General features: G+C 70.6%; 18 protein-coding genes. 4 read left to right on the plus strand and 14 right to left on the minus strand.

Features of this window, described 5'->3' with window-relative positions:
• Window positions 1-42: 42 nt before the first annotated feature.
• The 5 genes from IAI58_RS01845 to IAI58_RS01865 all read right to left on the minus strand — a co-directional run bounded on the left by IAI58_RS01845 (window position 43) and on the right by IAI58_RS01865 (window position 6344).
• Window positions 43-480, minus strand: a complete 438-nt coding sequence (locus IAI58_RS01845; RefSeq protein WP_237182602.1) for a hypothetical protein — start codon at window positions 478-480, stop codon at window positions 43-45.
• Window positions 477-2057, minus strand: coding sequence for an ABC transporter ATP-binding protein (locus tag IAI58_RS01850; protein ID WP_207449774.1), 1581 nt, complete (start codon window positions 2055-2057; stop codon window positions 477-479). The genes IAI58_RS01845 and IAI58_RS01850 overlap by 4 nt, the downstream gene beginning before the upstream one ends.
• A gap of 238 nt (window positions 2058-2295) precedes the next feature.
• The gene (locus tag IAI58_RS01855) at window positions 2296-3327 is read right to left on the minus strand and encodes an ABC transporter permease (protein ID WP_207449776.1); all 1032 of its coding nucleotides are present in this window, start codon (window positions 3325-3327) and stop codon (window positions 2296-2298) included.
• Window positions 3327-4433, minus strand: a complete 1107-nt coding sequence (locus tag IAI58_RS01860) for a microcin C ABC transporter permease YejB (protein WP_207449778.1) — start codon at window positions 4431-4433, stop codon at window positions 3327-3329. Before IAI58_RS01860 ends, IAI58_RS01855 begins: the two co-directional genes overlap by 1 nt.
• A gap of 9 nt (window positions 4434-4442) precedes the next feature.
• Window positions 4443-6344, minus strand: a complete 1902-nt coding sequence (locus tag IAI58_RS01865; protein ID WP_207449780.1) for an extracellular solute-binding protein — start codon at window positions 6342-6344, stop codon at window positions 4443-4445.
• A gap of 164 nt (window positions 6345-6508) precedes the next feature.
• Here IAI58_RS01865 and aroC point away from each other — a divergent pair, with 164 nt between their 5' ends.
• From aroC to IAI58_RS01880, 3 genes are all read left to right on the plus strand, one after another.
• The gene (aroC, locus tag IAI58_RS01870; protein WP_207449805.1) at window positions 6509-7615 is read left to right on the plus strand and encodes a chorismate synthase; all 1107 of its coding nucleotides are present in this window, start codon (window positions 6509-6511) and stop codon (window positions 7613-7615) included.
• A 77-nt stretch (window positions 7616-7692) separates the two neighbouring features.
• Window positions 7693-8931, plus strand: a complete 1239-nt coding sequence (locus IAI58_RS01875) for a hypothetical protein (RefSeq protein ID WP_208776006.1) — start codon at window positions 7693-7695, stop codon at window positions 8929-8931.
• A gap of 187 nt (window positions 8932-9118) precedes the next feature.
• Window positions 9119-9283 (plus strand): peptide chain release factor 1, encoded by a 165-nt coding sequence (locus tag IAI58_RS01880; RefSeq protein ID WP_207449784.1) that lies wholly within the window; start codon window positions 9119-9121, stop codon window positions 9281-9283.
• 6 nt (window positions 9284-9289) lie between these two features.
• Here the strand turns inward: IAI58_RS01880 and IAI58_RS01885 are convergent, their stop codons facing one another.
• From IAI58_RS01885 to IAI58_RS01915, 7 genes are all read right to left on the minus strand, one after another.
• Window positions 9290-10045: a TlyA family RNA methyltransferase gene (locus IAI58_RS01885; protein ID WP_207449786.1), complete on the minus strand. Its 756-nt coding sequence runs from the start codon at window positions 10043-10045 to the stop codon at window positions 9290-9292.
• The gene (locus IAI58_RS01890) at window positions 10045-10329 is read right to left on the minus strand and encodes a hypothetical protein (protein ID WP_207449788.1); all 285 of its coding nucleotides are present in this window, start codon (window positions 10327-10329) and stop codon (window positions 10045-10047) included. The genes IAI58_RS01885 and IAI58_RS01890 overlap by 1 nt, the downstream gene beginning before the upstream one ends.
• Window positions 10326-12293: a 1-deoxy-D-xylulose-5-phosphate synthase gene (gene dxs, locus IAI58_RS01895; RefSeq protein ID WP_208776007.1), complete on the minus strand. Its 1968-nt coding sequence runs from the start codon at window positions 12291-12293 to the stop codon at window positions 10326-10328. The genes IAI58_RS01890 and dxs overlap by 4 nt, the downstream gene beginning before the upstream one ends.
• The gene (locus IAI58_RS01900; protein WP_237182893.1) at window positions 12293-13189 is read right to left on the minus strand and encodes a polyprenyl synthetase family protein; all 897 of its coding nucleotides are present in this window, start codon (window positions 13187-13189) and stop codon (window positions 12293-12295) included. The genes dxs and IAI58_RS01900 overlap by 1 nt, the downstream gene beginning before the upstream one ends.
• The gene (locus tag IAI58_RS01905; RefSeq protein ID WP_237182940.1) at window positions 13186-13410 is read right to left on the minus strand and encodes an exodeoxyribonuclease VII small subunit; all 225 of its coding nucleotides are present in this window, start codon (window positions 13408-13410) and stop codon (window positions 13186-13188) included. The genes IAI58_RS01900 and IAI58_RS01905 overlap by 4 nt, the downstream gene beginning before the upstream one ends.
• A 154-nt stretch (window positions 13411-13564) precedes the next feature.
• Window positions 13565-14497: a histone deacetylase family protein gene (locus IAI58_RS01910; protein ID WP_207449903.1), complete on the minus strand. Its 933-nt coding sequence runs from the start codon at window positions 14495-14497 to the stop codon at window positions 13565-13567.
• Complete coding sequence (locus tag IAI58_RS01915) at window positions 14494-14742, minus strand: sulfurtransferase TusA family protein (RefSeq protein WP_207449901.1); 249 nt, start codon at window positions 14740-14742, stop codon at window positions 14494-14496. Before IAI58_RS01915 ends, IAI58_RS01910 begins: the two co-directional genes overlap by 4 nt.
• Before the next feature lie 82 nt (window positions 14743-14824).
• On the opposite strand from IAI58_RS01915, the gene IAI58_RS01920 reads away from it, so the two are divergent.
• Complete coding sequence (locus tag IAI58_RS01920; protein ID WP_207449899.1) at window positions 14825-15724, plus strand: ROK family protein; 900 nt, start codon at window positions 14825-14827, stop codon at window positions 15722-15724.
• A 9-nt stretch (window positions 15725-15733) separates the two neighbouring features.
• Here the strand turns inward: IAI58_RS01920 and IAI58_RS01925 are convergent, their stop codons facing one another.
• On the minus strand, window positions 15734-16267 hold the full coding sequence (locus tag IAI58_RS01925; RefSeq protein WP_237182611.1) for a GNAT family N-acetyltransferase: 534 nt from the start codon (window positions 16265-16267) through the stop codon (window positions 15734-15736).
• 10 nt (window positions 16268-16277) lie between these two features.
• A complete protein-coding gene (locus tag IAI58_RS01930) occupies window positions 16278-16595 on the minus strand; it encodes a hypothetical protein (protein ID WP_207449897.1) in 318 nt (105 codons plus the stop codon).
• Window positions 16596-16657: the final 62 nt, after the last annotated feature.

Raw genomic sequence — 16657 nt, forward strand, 5'->3', positions numbered from 1 at the left:
CGCTTCGTTACCGCCGGATGCGTGGTTGTATTTGGTGGGTTCTTACAACCCGCTGCCGGGCATGTCCCGCACGAAGGCGCGCCAGTCATGCTTGCGCGCCGCCGCGCGTTCCGAGCCATCGGGCAGCTTGGCGTAGAGGGTCAGCACGTCCTTGGCCCAGAGGGCGTCGAAATTCTGCTCGTTCTCCAGCGCCAGGGCGGCGCTGCGCTCGAAGACGCCCTTCTTGATGCGGGGCTGGATCTTCATCACCCAGTAGATCGTGCCCACCGCCAGGACCGCCGCGCCCACATAGAAATGGATCAGCCAGAGGCTCAGCAGACTGGCCACCAGCAGGGTGCTCAGGGGCCAGACATTCTCCGCCTGGTGATAGACGGGGGAACCCGGGCTGTTCATCTTGCGGACATGCACGCCGAGCTGCACCTCGCCACGGTCGATCATGCCGCGGAGGGCTTCCAGTTCCGTCATAAGCTCCTGACTCATACTTCGAAGGCTGCGCGCATCAGGGCCTGGGTATAGGCCTCGCGCGGGGCGCGCAACAGGGCATCGGCATCGCCGCTTTCGACCACCTTGCCACCCTTCAGCACCATGATCCGGTGCGCCATGGCCCGCACCACCCGGAGGTCGTGGCTGATGAAGAGGTAAGCCAGCCGGTGCCGCGCCTGAAGGCCACGCAGCAGTTCCACCACCTGCGCCTGGACGGAGACATCCAGCGCGCTGGTCGGCTCATCCAGCACCAGCAGGCGGGGGTTCAGCACCAGGGCGCGGGCGATGGCGATGCGCTGCCGCTGGCCGCCGCTGAATTCATGCGGGTAGCGCGTGGCCGTGGCGGGGTCGAGCCCGACTTCCTCCAGCGCCCCCTTCACCCGCGCCTCCCGCTGTGCCCGGCTGAGTTCCGGGGCATGGACGGCCAGTCCCTCCCCCACGATCTCCTCCACGCTCATGCGCGGGGAGAGCGAGCCATAGGGGTCCTGGAACACCACCTGCATCCGTGCCCGCAGGGGCCGCAGCTGCGCGCGGGACAGTCCCTGGATCGGCTTGCCCTCGAAGCGCACCATGCCCTCGCTGCGCTCCAGCTGCAGCAGGCTCAGCCCCAGCGTGGTCTTGCCCGACCCGCTCTCCCCCACCAAGCCCAGCGTTTCGCCCTCGCGCAGGTCGAAGGAGACGCCGTCCACCGCGCGCACCTCGCCCACCTTCCGCCGCAACACGCCGCGCCGGATCGGGAAATGCACCTTTATCTGTTCAGCTTCCAGGACGACCGGGGCCGATGCGGGAACAGGTTCCGGCTTCCCGCGCGGCTCCGTCGCCAGCAGCATCTTTGTATACTCGTGCCGCGGGTCATTCAGCACCTGGGCAGCCGGCCCCTGCTCCACCACCCGGCCGTGGCGCATCACCACCACATGGTCCGCATGCCGCCGCACGATGGACAGGTCATGGGTGATCAGCAGCATCGCCATGTTCAGGCGCTGCTTCAACTGGCCCAGCAGTTCCAGGATCTGCGCCTGGATGGTGACATCCAGCGCCGTGGTCGGCTCATCCGCGATCAGCAGCTTCGGGTCGTTGGCCAGCGCCGCCGCGATCATCACGCGCTGCCGCTGCCCGCCCGAAAGCTGGTGCGGAAAGGCATCCAGCCGCTGCGCGGGGTCCGGCAGCCCCGCGCGTTCGAGCAACTCGATCACCCGCGCCCGCAGCGCCGCGCCACGCAGGGGCTGGTGCAGCGTCACCGCCTCCCCCACCTGGCGGCCGATGCTGTGCAGCGGGTTCAGCGAGGTCATGGGCTCCTGGAAGACCATGCCCGCCACGCCGCCGCGCAGGCGCTGCAACTCGGCCGGGCTGGCCTTCAGCACATCGGTGCCGTCCAGCAGGATGCGCCCCGCCGGATTGGCGCCGCCCGGCCCCAGCAGTTGCAGGCAGGACAGCGCCGTGACGCTCTTGCCCGAGCCGGATTCACCGACCAGCGCCACCGTCTGGCCGGGGGCGACGGAGAAGGACACGTCGCGCACCACCTCCTGACCACGGAAGGCGACGGAGAGGTCCTGGACTTCGAGGATGGGCTTCATGCCGCGAACGCCGGGAAGGAAGAGAAGGCTGGGGTGGAAAGTCCACCCCAGACCCCGCTTCGAGTTGGCACTTCGGCGGAGGTGGCAGCGCGGGCGTGGCGTGAGAGGCTGTTGAAAATCATCTCCACCGGGCCGCGCGCGCTGCGGTGGGTCGTGGCGGCAGGGGCTGGCCAGCCCGCTCCAATTCGAAGCGGGGTCTGGGGTGGACTTTCCACCCCAGCCTTTCCCTTCCACATCATCATCGCCCGCCCCCCGGAAGCTTGCGCGGATCGAAGGCGTCGCGCACCGCCTCGCCGATGAAGATCAGCAGGGTCAGCACGCCGCCCAGCACCACGAAGGCGGTGATGCCCAGCCAGGGCGCCTGCAGGTTGTTCTTGCCCTGGTTCACCAGTTCGCCCAGCGAGGGCGAGCCCGGCGGCAGGCCGAAGCCGAGGAAGTCGAGCGAGGCCAGGATGGTGACGGAGCCGGAGAGCAGGAAGGGCAGGAAGGTCAGCGTCGCCACCATGGCATTCGGCAGGATGTGGCGCAGCATCACGCGGCTGTCGGAGACGCCCAGCGCCTTGGCCGCGCGCACATAGTCCAGGTTGCGGCCGCGCAGGAATTCGGCGCGTACCACGCCGGTCAGCGCCATCCAGGAAAACAGCAGCAGGAAGACCAGCAGCGTCCAGAAGCCCGGCTCGATGATGGAGGAGAGGATGATCAGCAGGAAGAGTTGCGGCATCCCGGACCAGATCTCGATGAAGCGCTGGAAGCTGAGATCGACCCAGCCGCCGTAATAGCCCTGCACCGCGCCGGCGAGGATGCCGACGACGGAGCTGGCGAGCGTCAGCGCAAAGCCGAAGAGGACGGAGATGCGGAAGCCCCAGATGACGCGGGCCAGTACGTCGCGCGACTGGTCGTCGGTGCCGAGCAGGTTGCGCCAGGAAGGCGGCGAGGGCGCGGGCTGGCCGAGGTCGCGGATGATGGTGTCGTAGCGGTAGGGGACGGGGGGCCAGATGGCCCAGCCATGCTTCTCGATCTCCTCCCGCAGCTCGGGGTCGCGCCAGACGGCCTCGGTGGGGAAGCCGTCGGGGATGATGTCGCTTTCCGCATAGCTGCGCACGACGGGGAAGAACCATTTGCCATCGACACGCGCCACGATGGGGCGGTCATTGGCGACGAATTCGGCGCCCAGCGTGAGGACGAAGAGGACGGCGAAGATCCAGAGCGAGATCCAGCCGCGCCGGTTGGCACGGAAATTCTGCAGGCGCCGCCGCGTGATGGGCGTCATCAGCGGCGGGCCTCGAAGTCGATGCGCGGATCGACGAGGGTATAGGTGATGTCACCGATGATCTGCATCACCAGCCCCAGCAGGGTGAAGATGTAGAGGGTGCCGAACATCACGGGATAGTCGCGGCGGATGGCGCTCTCGAAGCCCAGCAGCCCGAGGCCGTCGAGGGAGAAGACGATCTCCACCAGCAGCGCGCCGGTGAAGAGGATGCCGATGAAGGCGGCCGGGAAGCCGGCGATGATCAGCAGCATGGCGTTGCGGAAGACATGGCCGTAGAGCACGCGCTTCTCCCCCGCCCCCTTGGCGCGGGCGGAGAGCACGTATTGCTTGCCGATCTCGTCCATGAAGCTGTTCTTCGTCAGCATGGTCAGGCTGGCGAAGCCGCCGATGACGAGGGAGGTGATGGGCAGCACCATGTGCCAGCCATAATCCAGCGCCCGCTGCCAGAAGGGCCAGCCGGCCGAGCCGGAGGTTGTCAGGCCCCGTAGCGGGAAGATCTGCAGAAACGACCCGCCGGCGAAGAGCACGACGAGGAGAATGGCAAACAGGAAGCCCGGTACCGCATAGCCCACCAGCACGGCGGCCGAGGTCCAGAAGTCGAAGCGCGAGCCGTCCCGCACCGCCTTGGCGATGCCGAGGGGGATGGAGATCAGGTAGATCAGCAGCGTGGACCAGAGGCCGAGGCTGATGGAGACCGGCAGCTTCTCCAGCAGCAGGTCCAGCACCGGTCGGCCCTGGAACAGGCTGCTGCCGAAATCGAAGGTCAGGTAGCCCTTCATCATCTCGAGGAAGCGGACATGCGCCGGCTTGTCGAAGCCGAAGGCGCGCTCGATCTCCGCCACCACCGCCGGGTCCAGCCCGCGCGCGCCGCGATAGGTGCCGACGGGCCCGCCATCGCCCCCGCCGCCACCGCCGGGCATCCGCACCTCTCCCCCGCCCTCGCCGGAGATGCGGCCGATGGCGCTGCCGCCCTGCCCGCGCAGCTCCGCCAGCATCTGTTCCACCGGCCCGCCGGGGGCGAATTGCACGATGGCGAAATTGATCAGGATGATGCCGAACAGCGTCGGCACCAGCAGCGCCAGCCGGCGGAGGAGATAGGCGCCCACGCGGCGGGCTTACTGCGCGGCGCTGCGGTCGGCGGGCAGGGCGCGGTCCCGCGCGGGCTCCACCCACCAGCTCATCAGGTCCAGCCCGTAGCGGGGGTTGCGCTCGGGCTTGCCGAACTTGTCCCACCAGGCCACGCGGAAGACCCGGCTGTGCCAGTGCGGCACCACGTAGTGGCCCCAGAGCAGCACGCGGTCGAGCGCGCGGGTGCGGTCGATCAGGGCCTGCCGGTCCGGCGCGTTGACCACCAGCTCCACCAGCGCGTCCACCACCGGGTCGGCGACGCCGATCAGGTTGCGGCTACCCGGCTCCTTCGCCTTCTCGCTGGACCAGAAGTCGCGCTGCTCATTGCCGGGGGAGAGGGATTGCGGGATGACATCGACCGTCATGTCGAAGTCGAACTCGTCCATGCGCTTCTGATACTGCGCGGCATCGACCGTACGCACCCGCGCCTCGATCCCCAGGCGCTGGAGCGACTGGATGTAAGGCAGGGCGACCCGCTCGAAGGTCGCGCTGTCCAGCAGGATCTCGAAGCTGAAGGGCTGGCCCTGGCCATTGACCAGACGGCGGTCCTTCACCGTCCAGCCGGCGGCGGCGAGCAGCCCCAGCGCCTTGCGCGCATTCTCCCGATTGGAATTCTGGCCATCCGAGGCCGGCACGCGGAATTCGCTGGTGAAGAGTTCCTCCGGCACCCGGCCGCGGAAGGCGGAGAGGATCAGCAGTTCGCCCTCGGAGGGCAGGCCGGTCGCCGCCAGCTCGGAATTGGAGAAATAGGAAGTCGTGCGCGTATAGCTGCCGTAGAAGAGGTTGGCGTTCATCCATTCGAAGTCGAACATCAGCCCCATGGCCTCGCGCACCCGCCGGTCCTGGAAGAGGGGACGGCGGGTGTTCATGACGAAGCCCTGCATACCCGTCGGCAGTTCGTGGCGGATTTCCTCCCGCTTCACCGCGCCCCGGCGGACGGCCGGGAATTCGTAGGCGGTGGCCCAGTCCTTGGCCACGTTCTCCTGCCGGAAATCGACCTGCCCGGCCTTGAAGGCCTCCAGCGCCACGGTGCTGTCGCGGAAATACTCGTAGCGCAGGGTGTCGATGTTGTTGGTGCCCTTCATGCTCGGCAGGTCGCGGCCCCAGTAATCGGCGACGCGCTTCAGCACGAGGCTCCGCCCGGGCTCGAACCGCTCGATCCGGTAGGGGCCGGAGCCCAGCGGGACCTCCAGGCCGGGCTGGGCGAAATCCTTGCCCTCCCAGAAGTGCTTCGGCAGCACGGGCATCTGGCCCAGGATCAGCCCCAGCTCCCGGTTCTCGTCGGTGGAGAAGCGGAAGACGGCGCGGCGCGGGCCATCGGCCACCACCTCCGCCACATCGCCCCAATAGGCGCGGTAGAAGGGGCGGCCCTTCTCCCGCAGGGTATTGAAGGTCCAGACCACGTCATCCGCCGTGACCGGCCTGCCGTCATGCCAGCGGGCGGCCTCGTTCAGCTCGAAGGTGATGCCGCGGCGGTCGCCGGGCACCTCGATCACCTGCGCCAGATGCGCGTATTCGGTGCTGGCCTCGTCCATGCTGGGGGCCAGCAGCGTGTCGTAGATCCGCATCACCCCGCCGGCGGCGGTGCCGCGCAGGATGAAGGGGTTGAAGCTGTCGAAGCTGCCGATGGCCGCCAGCGCCAGCTCCCCGCCCTTCGGCGCATCGGGGTTCACCCAGGGCCAGTGCGGATAGTCGGCCGGCAGGTTGGGCTCCCCCAGCAGGGAGAGCGCATGGGTCCGGCGCAGCTCCGGCACCGGCGGGGCCGCCGGCTGGGGCGGCAACGACCCGCCGGCCGCGGGGGCGGACGAAGGCGCCTGCGCCCAGGCCCGCCCATGGGCCATGGCGCTGGCGAGAACGAAACCGGAGATGAGCAGCTGACGTCGGCGCATGGATGCTAGGATGTGGCTTCCTGCGCGCCAGGACAACCATTCCCGCGATTGCGGATGGCAACGTCATGTTTCAACCCCTTTCGCCCGGCCGGCGCCGCGGGCTTCCTTTACCCTCCCCCTTCCCGCATAAGGCCCGGAACGCCCCGTCCGAGAGCCTGCCCGCCATGTCCCATAACAGCTTCGGCCATCTCTTCCGCGTCACCAGCTGGGGGGAGAGCCACGGACCGGCGATCGGCGGCGTGGTGGATGGCTGCCCGCCGGGCCTCGCGCTCTCCGAGGCCGATATCCAGCCCTATCTGGACCGCCGCCGCCCCGGCCAGTCCAAATTCGTGACCCAGCGGCAGGAGGCGGACCAGGTCCGCATCCTCTCCGGCGTCTTCGAGGGGCTGACCACCGGCACCCCCATCGCCTTCATCATCGAGAACACCGACCAGCGCTCCCGCGACTATGGGGAGATCGTGAATACCTTCCGCCCCGGCCATGCGGACCTGGCCTATCACCTGAAATACGGCGTGCGGGACTATCGCGGCGGCGGGCGCTCCAGCGCGCGGGAGACGGCGGTGCGCGTGGCGGCCGGCGCCATCGCCCGTAAGGTGCTGGGGGATGCGGTGCGGGTTCGCGGCGCGCTGGTGCAGGTGGGACCCGACGCCATCGACCGCGCCCGTTTCGACTGGGCGCAGGTGGACCGGAATCCCTTCTTCTGCCCGGACCCGGTGGCGGCGGAGCGCTGGGAGGCCCTGCTGGCCGAGACGCGCAAATCCGGCAGCAGCCTGGGCGCCGTGGTGGAGGTGGTGGCGGAGGGCGTGCCGGTGGGCCTGGGCGCCCCCCTCTATGCCAAGCTGGACGCCGAGATCGCTGCCGCGCTGATGAGCATCAATGCCGTCAAGGCCGTCGAGATCGGCGAGGGTTTCGCGAGTGCCGCCCTGACGGGCGAGGAAAACGCCGACGAGATGCGGATGGGACCGGATGGGGAGGTCGAATTCCTCTCCAACCATGCCGGCGGCATCCTGGGCGGCATTTCCACCGGGCAGCCGGTGGTGGCGCGCTTCGCGGTGAAGCCCACCTCCTCCATCCTGACGCCGCGCCTGTCGGTGGACCGTTTCGGCCAGGAGGTGGAGATGCGCACCAAGGGCCGCCACGATCCCTGCGTGGGCCTGCGCGCCGTGCCGGTGGGCGAGGCCATGCTGGCCTGCGTGCTGGCCGACCACCTGCTGCGCCACCGCGCGCAGAACCCGGAGGCCCCCACCCGGCCCCGCCTGCCGCGCAACTGAGGCGGCCCGCTCCGCAAGTCGTGCTCCGGCCAGCGGCTTGACGGCCTCCACCTTGCTCAGAATAGGCTTGGGCGTCCGTGACGGAGACAGGCGTCCCCATGCCGCTCAACGACCTCTCCCTGCCCGATGCCGAACCGGCCACCGCCCCCTGGCAGGCCTTCCTGGGGCTGGCGGGGCCGGATGCCTGGGCGCGGCGGATGGCGGAGCTGGCCCTGCGGACCCGCCCGCATTCCTGGCGCGGCCGCGCGGCGCAGCAGCGCCATGCGCTGGAGCTGATCCTGTCCCGCCTCTCCCGCCCCGAGGCCGGGCGCCCGGGCCCTGGCCGGGCGGAGCACCTGCTGCTGGCCCTGGCGCGGGATGCCGTCGCCCTCTCCGACGCCCTGCCTGCAGCGCCGCGCGCCCGGCTGCGGGAGCAGTTGCTGCAGGGCCTGACCGGCGAGGCCACGCTGATCCCGCTGTTCCACCTGCTGCGGGAGGCGGCGCGGCAGCGCGCGCGGGGCTTCGAGGTCCGTTTCACCGGCCTGACCGAAGGCACCCCATACGACCTGTTGCTGACACGGGACGGGGTGGAGGCCGAGCTGGCCTGTGAGATGTTCTCGGCCGAGGAAGGACGCCCCGTGCCGCGCGGCGACTGGTGCGCGCTGATGGATGGCATCAACCCGGACCTGCAGACCTGGCTGGCGGCGCATCCCGGCCGCTACCTGCTGAAGATGACCCTGCCCGAGGGCATCCATGGGCCGGAGCAGCTCTCGGAACTGCAGCGGCGCATCTCGGCGCTGCTGGCGGCGCAGAAGCGGCAGGATGCCTCGGCGGCGGCGGTGCTGAAGCTGGACCCGCTGATGCTGGCCGGGGCCCGCATGGCCGCGCAGCGGGACCTGCCGAGCCAGCTGCGCGCGCAGTTCGGCCCGGACGCGCATCTGGCCGTGACGGGGGACCCGGCGGGGGGCAGCGTCTTCGTGCTGGCGGCGCGGGCGGGCCAGGACAATACGGTGGCCCAGGCCGCCGTGCGCGGCCTGGGCCAGGCCACCGCGCGGCTGAGCGGCAGCCGGCCCGGCATCCTCTCCGTCTTCCTGGATGATATCGACCGCCTGGAATGGCGGGGGCTGCGGGAGGCGCTGGAACTGGAGGGCGCGGTACGCCGCTTCTTCACGAGCCCCGCGGCCCGGCCGCTGGCGGCCGCCAGCTTCACGACGCGGCATGAGATCTTCGGCACCGCGCCGCCCGACGCGGCCGCCGAGGGCGAGCTGCGCTTCCGCAATTCCGCCCATCCCGCCGCCGCCGACCCGGCACTGCGGCCGGCCATCGCCTCCTGCTGAAGCACGGCGGGAGCACGCGCTCAATTCCCGGCGCCGGGAGCTTTCATCCTGCCGTGAAGCCTGTCATCTCGCGTGCTCGTGAAACGGGTTTCGCAACAAATGGTAAAATTTCTTGCTCTGATATGGAACTATTTGCTGCATGCTGCATTGCATCATCGGTCCAACGCGTGTCGAGGCAGGAGCCCTTATGTCCGAACGGGAGATGGAAGCTAAACTTGCCGAGCTGGACAGGCTGCTGAACGACCCTGAGGTCCGGATGGACCCGCACCGGGTCTGGCTCCTGCTGCAGGAAATCTCCGGCGCCACCCGGCAGGCACAGCCACAGGCCCAGCCCACCGCCGTCGCGGCCTGACGCGCGTCAGGCCGGGCTTTCCGCGCCGGCCTTGCGGGCGGCGATCAGGAATTCACGGTTGCCTTCGGGCCCCAGGATCGGGCTTGGCTCGATGCCCAGTACCTGCCAGCCCGGCAGGCCCGACCACCAGGACCGCACGGCCGCGCAGACGGCCTCATGCACTTCCGGGTCGCGCACCACCCCGCCCTTCCCCACCTTGTCCGGCCCCGCCTCGAACTGGGGCTTGATCAATGCCACCGCCCAGGCACCCGGAGCGGCCAGGGACAGGGCGGCCGGCAGCACCGTCGCCAGCCCGATGAAGCTGGCATCGCAGACCACAACCCCCGGCGCTTCCGGCACCTGGCTCGCATCCAGCCGGCGGGCATTGGTCTTTTCCAGCACCACCACGCGCGGGTCGCTTCGCAGCTTCCAGGCCAGCTGGCCATGGCCCACATCCACGGCATAGACCCTCGTGGCGCCGCCATGCAGCAGCACGTCGGTGAAACCGCCGGTGGAGGCGCCGACATCCACCGCGATGCGCCCCTCAGGCGAGAGGCCGAAGAATTCGAGCGCGTGGGACAGCTTCATGCCGCCGCGCGAGACCCAGGGGTGCTCCTGCCCCTTCACCTCCAGCGGCATGTCCTCCGGCACGGGCTGGCCGGGCTTCTCCACCCGCCTGGTATTCGAGAAGACCTTGCCGGCCATGATGAGGGCCTGGGCGCGGCTGCGGGTTTCCACGAGGCCCCGCTCCACCAGCGCCTGGTCGGCGCGCAGCTTGGCCATCAGTGCAGCTTCGGCCGCGCGGCGGGGCCGGGGGGCGCGCCTTCCCAGCCCGGGAAGCCGTCCTCGAAGCCGGCCTCGTCCAGCTCGCACTCCCAGATACGCCAGCCATCGGGCCAGTCGACGAAGCCTTCCTTGTCGCGGCGCGCTTCCAGCGCCGCCTCGGCCAGGGCACGGGTGGAGAAGAGGCCGATCCGCAATCCGTTCACCTCTTCCCAGTCCACTTCATCATCATCCACCCCAGGGCCGAGCTGGTAGTGCCACAGTTCAAAGACGATCATGCTCATGCAAGTGCCGGCGCGATGGCCGTTCCCCTGCCCTCCCCCAGCGCTGCCAGGACGGTGTCGACGATGGAGCGTGCGGAGAGCCCGGCGGCGTCGTATTGCGCCTTTGGCGTGTCGTGGTCGATGAAGATGTCTGGCAGGCACATCGGACGGAATTTCAGTCCGGCATCGAAGGCGCCGCGCCAGGCCAGGTGCTGCATGACCAGCGCGCCGAAGCCGCAGGCCGAGCCTTCCTCCAGCGTCACCAGCACCTCGTGCTCCCGCGCCAGCCGCTCCACCAGGGCGGTGTCCAGCGGCTTGGCGAAGCGGGCATCGGCCACGGTGCAGGAGAGGCCATGCGCCGCCAGCTCGGCGGCGGCCTGCAGGGCTTCCTGCAGGCGGGTGCCGTAGCTCAGCAGGGCGACGGTCTCGCCCTCGCGCAGGATGCGGCCGCGGCCGATCTCCAGCCGCGTGCCGCGCGCCGGCACGCTCTCCAGCCCGAAGCCCTCGCCGCGCGGGAAGCGGAAGGCGATGGGCCCCGCGTCATGGCCGGCGGCGGTGGCCACCATATGCGCCAGCTCCACCTCATCGGCCGGCGCCATCAGCACCATCTCCGGGATGCAGCCGAGATAGGCGATGTCATAGGCGCCGGCATGGGTGGCGCCATCGGCGCCGACCAGCCCGGCGCGGTCCAGCGCGAAGCGCACCGGCAGCTTCTGCAGCGCCACGTCATGCACCACCTGGTCATAGGCGCGCTGGAGGAAGGTGGAATAGATCGCCACGAAGGGCTTGATCCCTTCCGTCGCCATGCCGGCCGCGAAGGTCACGGCATGCTGCTCGGCGATGCCCACGTCGAAGCTGCGGCGCGGGAAGCGCTTCTGGAACAGGTCCAGCCCGGTGCCGGAGGGCATGGCGGCGGTGATGGCGACGATCTTCTCGTCCCGCTCGGCCTCGGCGACCAGCGACTGGGCGAAGACCTTCGTATAGGTCGGCGGGCCGGGGGGCGCCTTGGCCTGGGTGCCGGTGACGACGTTGAACTTGGCCACCGCGTGATACTTGTCGGCGCTGGCCTCGGCGGGCGCATAGCCCTTGCCCTTCTGCGTCACGACATGCAGCAGCACCGGCGGGCCGCTCTCGGCGTCGCGCAGGTTGCGCAGCAGCGGCAGCAGGTGGTCCAGGTTATGCCCGTCCACCGGGCCGACATAGTAGAAGCCCAGCTCCTCGAACAGCGTGCCGCCGGTCAGCATGCCGCGGGCGAATTCATCGGCGCGCCGCGCCGCGCGCTCCAGCGGCGCGGGGAAGCGGCGGGCGAGCTTGGCCATCACCTCCCGCAGCGTCAGGAAGGGGCGGGAGGAGATCAGGCGGGAGAGATAGGCCGACATGGCGCCCACCGGCGGCGCGATCGACATGTCGTTGTCGTTCAGCACCACGATCAGGCGGGAGCGCATGGCGCCCGCGTTGTTCATGGCCTCATAGGCCATGCCCGCGCTCATGGCGCCGTCGCCGATCACGGCGATGACGTTCTGCTCGTTGCGGCGGCCGCGCAGCAGGTCGCGGGCCACTGCCATGCCCAGCCCGGCCGAGATGGAGGTGGAGGAATGCGCGGCGCCGAAGGGGTCGTATTCGCTCTCGCTGCGGCGGGTGAAGCCGGAGAGGCCGCCGCCCTGGCGCAGGCTGCGGATGCGGTCGCGCCGCCCGGTCAGGATCTTGTGCGGATAGGCCTGGTGGCCGACATCCCAGATCAGCCGGTCGCGCGGCGTGTCGAAGATGGCATGGATGGCGACCGTCAGCTCCACCACGCCCAGCGAGGCACCGAGATGCCCGCCGGTCTGGCTGACGGCATGCACCGTCTCCGCCCGCAGCTCATCCGCCACCTGCCGCAGCTGGTCGGCGGAGAAGTTCTTGAGGTCGGCGGGCGTGCGGATGCGGTCCAGCAACGGCGTCACCGGGCGGGGATTGGCCGCCGGGGGGGTCGGGGACTGAGCCATCAGGATCTCCGGGCGATGGTGTAGCCGGCCAGCATCCTCAAGAGATCGGCGCGCTCCCCCAGGCTGTCGAGATGGTCGCGCGCCTGGGCCGCCAGTCGTTCCGCCTGCGCGCGGGCCCGCTCCAGCCCCAGCAGCCCGACCAGGGTGGCCTTGCCGGCCCCGGCATCCTTGCCGGTGGCCTTGCCGGTCTCCTCGGCCGTCGCGGTCGCGTCCAGCACGTCGTCGGCGATCTGGAAGGCGGCGCCGAGGTCGCGGCCATAGGCGCAGAGCGCATGCCGCAGCGGCGAGGGCGCCTTGCCCAGGATCGCCCCGGCCTCGGCCGCGAATTCGATCAGCTTGCCGGTCTTGAGCAGCTGGAGCCGGCCGATGGAGGCCTCGGTCGGCGGCTCCGCCCCCTCCTCGGCCAGCATGTCCAGCATCTGGCCGCCGCACATGCCGCGCGGCCCGGCGGCGATGGCCAGGCGGCGCAGCAGCTCCACCCGCACGGCGGTGTCGGAATGCGTGTCCTCATCCGCCAGCACCGCGAAGGCATGGGCCTGCAGCGCGTCGCCGGCCAGGATGGCGGTCGCCTCCCCGAAGGCGCGGTGGGTGGTGGGCTTGCCGCGGCGCAGCTCGTCATTGTCCATCGCCGGCAGGTCGTCATGCACCAGCGAATAGGCGTGCAGCATCTCGACCGCGGCGGCGACGCGCAGGGCGCTGGCCCGCGCCACGCCGAAGGGCCGCGCGCTCTCCAGCACCAGAAAGCCGCGCAGCCGCTTGCCACCACCCAGCGTCGCATAGCGCATGGCCGCCGCCAGACGCGCCTCCGGCCCCTCCTCCGGCGGCAACAACGTCTCCAGGACCTCCTCCAGCTCCGCCGCCGCCTCCCGCAGCGCCTCGGCCAGGGGCGCCGTCACGTGAGGTCCCGCAGCGAGGAGCCGGAGACGATGGCCTGCACCTTCTGCTCGGCCTCCGCCAGCCTGGCCTCGCAATGGCGGCGCAGCGCGGCGCCGCGCTCATAATCGGCGATCGCCTCCTCCAGCTTCGCCTGCCCGCCCTCCAGCTTGCGGACGATGGCATCCAACTCCGTCAGCGCATCCTCGAAGGAGAGGGCCGAGACATCATTGGGGTCGGTCACGGCGGGCGCGGCGGCGGACGCCTTGGCGGCGCGGGCGGAGGAGCGGCCAGGCGCGGCGCCGCTGGACAGGGCCGGCGCTTCCGCGAAAGGAGGCTGCGAGGGCGTCTCGGACATCGGGAACCTCAAGAAACTCGTCGGCGCGGGGGGCGCCGCATCAGGCCATCAACGCGCGAAGATGGACAGCGGTCGAACTGGCCAGCGCCGGCAGATCATAGCCGCCTTCGAGCAGCGAGACGACCCGGCCATGACAGGCCTGGTCGGCGATACGGCAGATTTCCCGGGTCAGCCAGCCGAAATCATCCTCACGCAGCCTGAGCTGGGCCAGCGGATCGCGCGCATGGGCATCGAAGCCGGCGGAGATCACGATCAACTCCGGCGCGAAGGCCTCGACCGCCGGCAGCAGCCGTTCCGCCCAGGCGGCGCGGAAGGCGGCGCTGTCCGCCCCCGGTGGCAGGGGGGCATTGAAGACATTGCCCACCCCTGTCTCGCTGGCCGCGCCGGTACCGGGGTAGCAGGGGAACTGGTGGCTGGAGGCGAAGAGGATGGAGGGGTCCTCCTGCACCGCCGCCTGGGTGCCGTTGCCGTGGTGGACGTCGAAATCCAGGATGGCCACGCGGGCCAGGCCATGCGCCCGCTGCGCGTGGCGCGCGGCGATGACGGCATTGGCGAAGAAGCAGAAGCCCATGGCGCGCCCGGGCTCGGCGTGGTGGCCGGGCGGACGGGTGGCGCAGAAGGCGCGCGTCACGCTGCCGGCGCAGACCGCGTCCACCGCCGCCACCGCCGCGCCGGCGGCGCGCAGCGCGGCCTCGGCGCTGCCCTCGCTCATGCCGGTATCGCCATCCACCGGCACGAAGCGCCCGGGGCCGGGACGGATGGAGAGGATCTGCCGCACATAGCCCGGCGGATGCGCCAGCCGCAGCTGCTCCTCCGTCGCGGGGGGAGCGGAGTCGCGCAGCAGGGAGGAGAATTCCTCCGCCTCCAGCGCGGTCAGCACGGCCCGCAGGCGGTCCGGGCATTCGGGATGGTCCTCGAAGTTCTGATGACCCAGGCAGGCATGGTGGGTCAGCAGCAGGACCAGCGAGCTCATGGCTGCGCGGCCGGCGGGTCCTCCCGCTTGCGCAGGGTGAAGCGATAGGTCCCGGCCGCCTCGCTGAAGCTGACCAGGGCATGGCCGGTCTCCCGGCAATAGGCCTGGAAATCGGCGACGCTGGCGGGGTCGGTGGCCAGCACCGTCAGTCTGGCGCCGGGCGGCAGGGCGCGCAGCGCCTTGTTGGCCTTCAGCACCGGCAATGGGCAGGTCAGTCCCTGGACGTCGAGCGTGGTCTCACTCATCCCGGCAATGGATCACCAGCGGCGGGCCGGCGCAAGGGTGGCCGCTTGCCGCGTTCCGGGCGCGGCGCCATTCTCCGCCGCCATGACCCTGCGTATCGGCATCGACCTCGGCGGCACCAAGACGGAAATCGTCGCGCTGGCGCCGGACGGCACCCCCCGGCTGCGCCGCCGCGCCGCCACCCCCGACGGCTACCGGCCGATCCTGGAGATGCTGGCCGGCCTGGTGCGGCAGGCCGAGTCCGAGCTGGGCGAGGGCGGCGCCTCGGTGGGCCTGGGCATTCCTGGCAGCCTGAGCCCGGCCACCGGGCTGGTGCGCAACGCCAATACCCAGTGCCTGAACGGCCAGCCGCTGGACCGGGACCTGGCGGCGCTGCTGGGCCGGCCCGTCCGCGTCTCCAACGACGCCAATTGCCTGGCGCTGAGCGAGGCCGCCGATGGCGCGGGCGCCGGGCATGGCGTGGTCTTCGCCGTCATCATCGGCACGGGCTGCGGCGGCGGCGTGGTGGTCGATGGCCGGCTGATCGAGGGCTATAACCGCGTCGGCGGCGAATGGGGCCATACCCCCCTGCCCTGGATGACGCCCGCCGAATTCCCCGGTCCGCGCTGCTGGTGCGGGCTGCATGGCTGCCTGGAGACTTTCCTCTGCGGTCCCGCCCTGGCGGCGGACTGGAAGGGCGCGGGCGAGCGCAGCGCCCATGGCATCGCCGCCGCCGCCGAAGCCGGCGATGCCGCGGCGCAAGGCGCGCTGGAGCGCCATGCCAGCCGGCTGGCCCGCGCCCTGGCGGCGGTGACCAACCTGATCGACCCCGACGCCATCGTGCTGGGCGGCGGCCTCTCCAATCTCGGCCATCTCTACGAGACGGTGCCCGGACTGATGGCGCCTTTCATCTTCGGCGATGTCGGCCGCACCCGGCTGCTGCGGGCGAAGCACGGCGATTCCTCCGGCGTCTTCGGCGCGGCGCGGCTGTGGGACAAGGGATAGGAGTCGGGCTCAGGCGCCCAGCCGGCATTCCAGATAGCGGACGCGCTTGCTGCCGCCATGGATGGAGGCCGCGCCGGCCCCGGTGAAGCCGAGCGCGGCGTGGAAGGCCTCCGAGGCCGGGTTGGGCGGGTCGCTGTTCACCTCGCAGACCACCCGCTCATGCCCCGCCCGCCGGGCGGCGGCGAAGAGGTCGCGGTAGAGGCTGCGGGCATGGCCGCGCCCCCGCGCCGCCGGGGCCACAACAATGCGGTCCACATAGACGAAGCGCGGGTAGCGGGCGCGGAACCACAGGAAATTGGGGCTGTCGTAATCGGCGTCCTGGTCAAAGGCCAGCAGCAGCGCCTCCGCCGGGCCGATCCGCCGGGCCAGGAAGGCCTGCTCCACCAGATGCCGGAAGCGCGCGGGCTCCAGCCAGGAAAGCTCGACGGCATGGGCATTGTTCAGGGCCAGCAGCGCCCTGGCCAGGACGGGCGATTCCGCCAGCGCCGCCGGGGTCAGGGGCAGCACCGCATCCGCCACGCCTTCGCATTCCTCCCGCTGCATCCTGCCTCCTTCATGACCAGACCTGCCAGAGCGTTCCCGCGAGCCCTGCCAGGGCGAGCGCCAACCCGCAGCGGCGGTAGTAGCGCAGGGCCGAGACCTCGCGCGCCCGCGCCTCCGCATCCTCCTCACGGGCCGCCAGCACGGCGCGGCTCCAGGTCGGCACCGTGCCCGAAAGCTCGGCCCGGGTGCAGATCAGCGCCGCCAGCAGGCCGAGGATCAGCACCCCAGGAAAGCCCAGCAGCCGCACGACGCCCAGCCCCGCCGCGACCAGGGCCAGGATGCCCAGCCAGCCGATACCATTGAGGATGCCGCTCGCCGAAGGACGCATGGCCCGATCTCTCGTTGGCGATATCCCGTTTTTGACTCGCCCTGGCGCCGCTCCAGTCGGCA

This window comes from Roseomonas marmotae (assembly GCF_017654485.1).
GTDB lineage: Bacteria > Pseudomonadota > Alphaproteobacteria > Acetobacterales > Acetobacteraceae > Pseudoroseomonas > Pseudoroseomonas marmotae.